Below are 7,347 nucleotides of genomic sequence, written 5' to 3'. Positions count from 1 at the left end.
GAAAACCGTGTTCAGGAGGCAGCTAGCAAATGGCCGGCGCTGAAAGAACGGCATCCGGGCGTAGAACTGCACTTGATTGGCCAGTTGCAATCCAACAAAGCCGAAGAAGCAGCCGCCTTGTTTGATGTCATCCATTCGGTAGACCGGCTGTCGCTTATCACGGCTCTCGGAAAGGCGATGCAGAAGCTGCAGCGCGCGGTGCCATGTTTCATTCAAGTGAACATCGGCGCTGAAGAGCATAAGGGCGGTTGTTCAGTGGCGGAGCTTCCCGACCTGATAATGGCCGCGCAAGTTGCTGAAATTCCGCTCGCCGGGCTCATGTGTATTCCGCCTGCTCATGTCGAAGCTGCACCATTTTTTGCGCTTTTGGCAGAACTGGCAGAACGCCATGGCTTGCCGCAATTGAGCATGGGCATGTCCGACGACTTCGAAACAGCGATCATGTTGGGTGCGACGCATATCCGCGTCGGCACTGCGTTATTTGGCGAACGTGCCAGCGCAATCTAGGGTAAATCGCGCAAAACCGGCTCGCGTGGCGACCAATGCTTCGACCATTTCGCCGTCTGCGAGATCGCAGGCATTGCGTATGGCGACGTCCTGCACATCAAGGCCACCGGTCAGGGCGCCAAACGCGGGCATGATCATCTTGCGCGGGGTTACAACGAAGCAGCGCCGTTTTACCAAGCGCCCACGCAGCACTTGCCGGAACTTCGGATGAAAATGGCCCGAAATTTCCGGATTGGGGTCACCGCGTTTCGCCTCATGCCGAAGCGTGATCCCTGACAGTGTCAATTCTTCAAGGGCTTTCCCGCCCCAAATGCCTGACACCGCCCGGTCATGATTTCCGGTAATCCATATCCATTCCGTGTCGCATGCCAAGTCGACCAGCAACGCCGCCGCCGACTCTGCCAAACGGTGTTCACCGTCATCATCGTGGAAATTGTCACCAAGCGATATGATCTTGGCGGGCCGGTATTTGGCACAAAGTTCTGCGATATCCCCCAGGGTTGCAACGCTGTCATAAGGCGGCAGCATCTGCCCGCTTAATGCAAAGGCGCTGGCTTTTTCGAGATGCATATCGGACACCAGCAACGCATCCTGCGCAGGCCAATATAGCGCGGCCTCTCCCGCCACCTCAAAAACCTCGCCACCAAACTGGAAACCTTGCGTCATTGCATGGGCCTATGCGCACTGTGCCTTCTGCGCGCAAGTCGATCTGTGCAATTAACGCTTATTGCGCGAGGGCAAGGCGAAGTTTTGGCTGAATTGCGACGCCCTTGGGCGGGTCAAAGCCAACACGGCGGTTACTGAAATCAATCAGCACTCGGTCAAAAAGTTTAAGCGCATCCATACCAAGCAATATTGCCGGACGGTCCTCCAGGTTGAGTGCCGTAAACGCATAATTATTGGCAAAGGTCATGGGCATGTCCCGAATCGTTAAGCCGCCCACATCTATTTCGCGGATCTGCGTGTAATCGCCATTTAACATGGTGCCTGTTACGCTTTTCATCTTCACGGGAATGAAATCGAAATTGCGATGGCGTCGTCGCAGCTTGTCGCGCAAAGCGAGATTAGCCATGCTGCTTTGTGCGCCGGTATCCAATATGATGTCGACCTTGATACCATCGATTTTGGCGCTCGACAGGATCATTCGGCCGGCTTTGCGCCGGGCCTGCACAACGATCATTCCGTTTTCCAGTTTCGTTTTTCCACGCGATTTGCGCGAAGGCAGGACGTCCATCGTCTGTTGGGCAAAATCAAGGTGGACGCGGCTGTCCTCAAGGCTGTCGATGCCCAATAAACCATAAGCGCCAAGATTGGATCGATCGAGGCCCGGCGCCTCAATCCCCAGCAGGTTGACCGATGCTGTGGAAATGGAATCAATGAAAAAGCTATTGACCTGATACCGGCCGGAAATGGTCGCAAGCGTCAGTATCGGGCCTGCTTCCAAGGCGAGTTTGCGGGCAAGGTCGTTGGCGATGACCGTGCGTTCGGCGCCTGTGTCGACAATGAAAGGCACGGCGTCACCACCGTTGACGCTAACCTGAACCGTCATCCGGTCGCTGCGGTCGATATCAAATTGTTCGGTGATGGCTGGCACATCATCACCGGGATCGGCTTCGGCGTCGGGCACATCCTGGGCGATCGCCGACACGGCGGACATAAACCCAATGAACCCAAAGGCGACGTATCGCATCTTAAAATTCTCCTGTCGGAACATGATACGCCTGTTTACGCCAAGCGACAAGGGAGGGCCGGTCGAAGAATATCAGCGCTTTGTCGAAGCCGGGATAAAGGCGATTGTTGCATCCCACCCTTTGCTTTAGCCTCCGTCCAGAACACGAAAAAGGGGATACACATGAAGAAACTGCTTTTGCTCGCGGCTTTGGCCCTGCCTGTCACACCTCTGTTTGCAGATGCGCCAAAGCCGGACGCGTTGATCGCCGATGGCATGCCGCCGATCCCCGATGAGCTTCCCGTGCAGACGCGTCCATATATGGAGTTTCGCACCGCAAGTTTTGCAGGTTGGCATCCTGTCGACAAATCCATGCTGGTAGCGACGCGATTTGCCAACACCACGCAAATTCATCGCGTTGCTGGCCCGATGATGGCACGCAAGCAAATCAGTTTTGAGGCAGAGCCAGTCGGCAACGCCCGCTGGGCTCCTAAAACCGCTGACATTTTGCTTGTCCAGAAAGATGTAGGCGGCGGTGAGTTCTTTCAGCTTTATGCCTTGAAAGACGGCAAGCTCACTCTTTTGACCGATGGCAAGAGCCGCAACGGGTTCAACGCCTGGAGCAAGGATGGCGAGCTGGTCGCCTATAGCTCCACCCGCCGGAACGGCACTGACAGCGATCTATATGTGATGAACCCGCGTGATCCATCCACCAACAAGATGGTGGCACAGGTGCAAGGTGGCGGCTGGGCCATCTCCGACTTTGCGCCAGATAAAAAGACCGCGATCGTTGCCCAATATCGGTCAGTCACCAATGTCGACATGTCCCTGCTTGATCTGGCGAGCGGACAAATGACACCCATTGGTGACCATCAAAAGGATGTCGCCATTGGCGGCGCGGAGTTTGCACCCGACGGCCAGTTATGGGTGACATCGGATGAAGGCTCCGACTTCCAGCGGCTTGGCACGGTAGATATCAAGACCGGTGCGTTCACACCGCGCGGCCCTGCTGAAAAATGGGACGTTGATGCCTTCGACATTTCACCTGACGGAAGCTTCATAGTCTACGCCACCAATGAGGCTGGCATGAGCAAAGTCAAAATTTTCGACACGAAATCCGGCAAGGTCCGTGTCGTTGATGGCTTGCCTGCCGGTATCGTCGGCGGCTTTGATATTTCGGAATGGGGTGAAATAGGCATTACCTTCACCTCGGCGCGCAGTGCAGCCGACGCATACAGCATTGACCCCAAATCCCTGAAGGTTACCCGCTGGACCGAAAGCGAAACCGGTGGGCTTGACGTGACCAGGAACGTCGAACCGGAATTGATTACGATCAAAAGCTTTGACGGGCTTCCGGTTTCGGGTTTCCTCTATCGTCCCGATCCGGCGAAATTTCCCGGCAAACGGCCAATGATCATGAATGTGCATGGCGGACCAGAGGGGCAATCGCGCCCCGGCTTCCAAGGCCGGAGCAACTATTTGCTTAACGAAATGGGCGTTGCCATTTTCTACCCCAATGTGCGTGGATCGACGGGATATGGTAAAAACTTTGTCAGCCTGGACAATGGCCCGTTCAAGCGCGAGGATTCCGTGAAGGATATGGGGGCGTTTCTGACGGCGTTGGGCAAGGATGCCTCGCTTGACGCATCGCGTTTTGGCCTCGCTGGCGGATCCTATGGCGGCTATATGTGCTACGCCGCTGCGGTGCAGTATAAGGATCAGTTGCGGGCAACGAACTGCATTGTGGCCATTTCAAACTTCGTTACCTTCCTCGAAAACACCCAAAGCTATCGCCGCGACTTGCGCCGTGTCGAATATGGTGACGAGCGTGATCCAGCACAGCGTGCTAAACTGATCGAGATTTCCCCGCTGACGCGCGTGTCGGAAATTACCAAGCCGATGTTCGTTGTGACAGGCGGCAATGACCCGCGGGTGCCAGCGTCAGAGGCCGACCAGATCGTGAAAGCCATTCGCGACAAGGGCGGTGTTGCCTGGCATCTGCTCGGCAAGAATGAAGGGCATGGTTTCGCCAAGAAGGAAAATGTCGATTACCAGTTCTGGGCAACATTGATGTTCTGGAAACAGAATTTGCTGAATTGAGGTCAAACGACACGGGTCAAAAATCACCGTAGCGCTGAGCTTCGTCGAAGGGCGCTTGTCGGCTAGACGCCCTTCAACGGGCTCAGGGCTACGGTTTCTCCACTAAGGTGTCATCGCCACACCTGCGAGGCTCTCCGCCTCCATCAGTAGCGCGTCGTCGACTGACCCTTGCGCCACGCTCTCGCGGCCGATCATCACCAGCAACGGCACGGCCAACGGACTAACGCGTTCAAGGTCGACGTGCAGCATCGTATCGGCAGCGCGGTCGAGCAGGTCGCCAAGCCGCCCGACATCGGTCAACCGCGTCCGCGCATCGGCCCAAGCGGCCTCAAGCAGCAGATGGTCGGGTTCATATTTGCGCAGCACATCGTAGATCAGGTCGGTCGAAAAAGTCACTTGCCTGCCGGTTTTGCGCTTGCCCGGATGCTGTCGTTCGACAAGGCCGCTGATCACCGCAACCTCGCGGAATGCGCGTTTCAGCAAGTAGCTTGATTCCACCCAGTCGACAAATTCATCGGCCAATATGTCGGCCGAGAATAAAGGCCGCGGGTCAGTAATGGGTTTCAGGCTCCACACGCCCAAGGCATAATCGCTGGCGACAAAACCCATTGGCATCAGACCGCGGCTCTCCATGCGCCGAGTCAGCAACATCCCCAGCGACTGGTGCGCGTTCCAGCCTTCAAACGGGTAAGTTATCATATAATGCCGCTTTTCGTGCGGAAAGGTTTCGACCAGCAACTGCCCGGCCTTTGGCATCTGGCTGCGATAGGCCTGCATCTCCAGCCACTCGCGCACTTCGTCGGGAAAGCGGGCCCAGCCCAGCCGGTCCGTCAGCATTTGTCGCACCCGGCCAGCCAGATGTGTGGTCAGCGGCAGGCGCGCGCCCATATAGCTTGGGATGTTGGTCGCAGGTTTCGTTGCAGCGCGGACGATGAGGTCGAGATCCTTGATCGATTCCACCTCCAACGCCATTCCGGCAAAGGTAAAGGTGTTTCCTGGGCTGAGCGTTGAGGCAAAAGCCTCTTCGACCTTGCCCAGCTTGCGGCCATTGCGGAAGCGGATCTCCAGCATGGGCGCATCAACAATGATGCCGGCATTGAACCGGTGCTGTGCCGCAAATTGTGGATGTGAAAGCCGCCACCGGCCATCGGGGTCCTTTACCAGTTTCTGGAACCGGTCATAGGCCTTCAACGAATATCCACCCGTTGCAACAAAGGCGATGACGCGCGCAAAGGTGGCAGCATCAAGCGCTGAATAAGGCAAAGCGGACTGTACCTCGGCCAGCAGTTCGCCTTCCTCAAATGGCCCTGCGCAGGCAATGCCCATGACGTGTTGCGCCAGGACATCGTAACTTCCCGGGCGGAAAGTCTCTCCATCGCGCATCCCTTCGGCAACTGCATCATAGGCGGCTTGCGCTTCCAGATACTCAAAGCGGTTGCCGGGGACGAGGATGGCGCGGCTGGGTTCATCCATGCGGTGGTTGGACCGGCCGATGCGCTGCAACAAGCGTGACGAACCTTTAGGCGCGCCCATCTGGATCACGCAATCAACATTGCCCCAATCGACGCCCAGATCAAGGCTGGCGGTGCATACCAAAGCGCGCAATTTGCCATCGGCCATGGCGCCTTCGACCTTGCGCCGTGCCTCGACAGACAAAGAGCCATGATGAATGCCGATGGCGTATTTGGGTTCATTTGCGTCCCACAATTTCTGGAAAATGAATTCAGCCAGAAACCGCGTATTGCAGAAAATCAGCGTGATATTGTTGCGGCCAATTTCCTCGATCAACTGCGGGATCGCATGCTGGCCGCTATGCCCTGCCCATGGCACGCGGCCTTCGGGGAGCAGGATCGTGAGATCGGGCTCAGCCGCGGCCTCGCCCTCAACCAAGCGGACCTGATCAATGTCGCCATTGGGCGCGAGCCATGCGCGATAGTCATCGGGGTCGGCCACCGTGGCGGACAAGGCAACGCGTTGCACGACCGGCGCCAGCGTCTGCAACCGAGCCAGCGACAGGCTGAGCAAATCGCCGCGTTTGCCATTGGCAAAGGCGTGGACTTCGTCGACGATCACACGCTTCAGGGTGGCGAACATATGGACGCTGTCTTCATGGCTAAGCAGCAGCGACAGCGACTCCGGTGTCGTCAGCAATATGTGCGGCGGCTTGACGCGCTGGCGTGCCTTGCGGTCCGATGGTGTATCACCCGTGCGCGCCTCCACGCGGATAGGGAGGCCCATTTCTTCGATCGGGATAAGCAGGTTTCGCCGGACGTCGGTAGCCAGCGCCTTGAGCGGGGAGATATAAAGCGTGTGGAGGCCAGCTTGAGGTTCGATTGTGTTTCCCAGCGGGGGCTGGGGTCCAGTCCCTGACAGGGGATCCTTCTTTTCGGTCTGGACCCCCGCCTGCGACGGAGCGCGCGTGGCTGCGACCAGCTCCGCTAAACTTGGCAAAAATCCCGCCAGTGTCTTGCCAGCACCCGTCGCTGCGACGAGCAAAGCGTGCCGCCTTTCACTTGCCGCCTCCAGCATTTCCAACTGATGCCGGCGCGGTTGCCAGCCGCGCGAGGCGAACCAGGCGAGAATGATCGGAGGAAGTTCCACGCTGGGCTTAATGCCCGACAGTTTCCCCGCGTTCCAGCCCCGATGCCGCCAATTGCGCATCAATTTGCGCCATCAACCTTTCAAGGCCTTCTTCGCTGGACGCCTCGGCGCGGGCGACGAGCACATCTTGCGTGTTCGAAGCGCGCAGCAGCCACCAGCCATCCGGCGTGTTAACGCGCGCACCGTCGGTGTTGTTCACATCCGCGCCGTCCGCAGAAAGCCGGCTCAGCACCTCGTCAATTACTGCGAACTTGCGACTTTCATCGACCTGAAAGCGCATCTCGGGGGTGTTGATCATCTGGGGCATTTCGCCGCGCAATTCTGTGACGCTTGTACCCAGTTTAGCCGACGCAGACATCAACCGAACGGCGGCATAAATGGCATCGTCAAAGCCATAATATTCATGTTTGAAAAACACATGCCCGCTCATTTCACCGGCCAGCGGCGATCCTGTTTCCTTCATTTTGGAC

The 7,347-nt window shown here is 57.3% G+C and carries 5 protein-coding genes and 1 pseudogene; 2 read left to right on the top strand and 4 right to left on the bottom strand.

From position 1 onward, the window contains the following. The coding region (locus tag ACK4S7_RS12775) for a YggS family pyridoxal phosphate-dependent enzyme (protein WP_409647534.1) at positions 1–507 on the top strand (507 nt) is incomplete at its 5' end. Here the strand turns inward: ACK4S7_RS12775 and pdeM are convergent. Continuing rightward, entirely contained in the window at positions 478–1,173 is a 696-nt protein-coding gene (gene pdeM, locus ACK4S7_RS12770) for a ligase-associated DNA damage response endonuclease PdeM (protein ID WP_409647531.1), read from the bottom strand. The two genes, ACK4S7_RS12775 and pdeM, sit on opposite strands and share 30 nt — an antisense overlap. Before the next feature lie 58 nt (positions 1,174–1,231). Then, positions 1,232–2,197 (bottom strand): retroviral-like aspartic protease family protein, encoded by a 966-nt coding sequence (locus tag ACK4S7_RS12765; protein WP_409647528.1) that lies wholly within the window; start codon positions 2,195–2,197, stop codon positions 1,232–1,234. Positions 2,198–2,359: 162 nt separating this feature from the next. Here ACK4S7_RS12765 and ACK4S7_RS12760 point away from each other — a divergent pair, with 162 nt between their 5' ends. Continuing rightward, a complete protein-coding gene (locus tag ACK4S7_RS12760; protein ID WP_409647525.1) occupies positions 2,360–4,276 on the top strand; it encodes a prolyl oligopeptidase family serine peptidase in 1,917 nt (638 codons plus the stop codon). A 102-nt stretch (positions 4,277–4,378) separates the two neighbouring features. Here ACK4S7_RS12760 and ACK4S7_RS12755 read toward each other — a convergent pair whose 3' ends face one another. Both ACK4S7_RS12755 and ACK4S7_RS12750 read right to left on the bottom strand, forming a co-directional pair. Continuing rightward, complete coding sequence (locus tag ACK4S7_RS12755) at positions 4,379–6,937, bottom strand: ligase-associated DNA damage response DEXH box helicase (protein ID WP_409647523.1); 2,559 nt, start codon at positions 6,935–6,937, stop codon at positions 4,379–4,381. Then, positions 6,885–7,347 (bottom strand): annotated as a pseudogene (locus ACK4S7_RS12750) (phosphomannomutase); the annotation flags it as partial. The gene ACK4S7_RS12755 and the pseudogene ACK4S7_RS12750, both read right to left, overlap by 53 nt.

This window comes from Sphingorhabdus sp. (genome assembly GCF_046292425.1).
Classification (GTDB): Bacteria; Pseudomonadota; Alphaproteobacteria; order Sphingomonadales; family Sphingomonadaceae; genus Sphingorhabdus_B.
Note: the sequence above shows the minus strand (reverse complement) of the source record. Positions and strands in the feature narration are given on the sequence as shown.

What these genes read in the sequence shown, in the direction of transcription:
- pdeM (WP_409647531.1), bottom strand. Translation starts at nt 1,173, where the DNA reads ATGACGCAAGGTTTCCAGTTTGGTGGCGAGGTTTTTGAGGTGGCGGGA.
- ACK4S7_RS12765 (WP_409647528.1), bottom strand. Translation starts at nt 2,197, where the DNA reads ATGCGATACGTCGCCTTTGGGTTCATTGGGTTTATGTCCGCCGTGTCG.
- ACK4S7_RS12760 (WP_409647525.1), top strand. Translation starts at nt 2,360, where the DNA reads ATGAAGAAACTGCTTTTGCTCGCGGCTTTGGCCCTGCCTGTCACACCT.
- ACK4S7_RS12755 (WP_409647523.1), bottom strand. Translation starts at nt 6,937, where the DNA reads ATGCGCAATTGGCGGCATCGGGGCTGGAACGCGGGGAAACTGTCGGGC.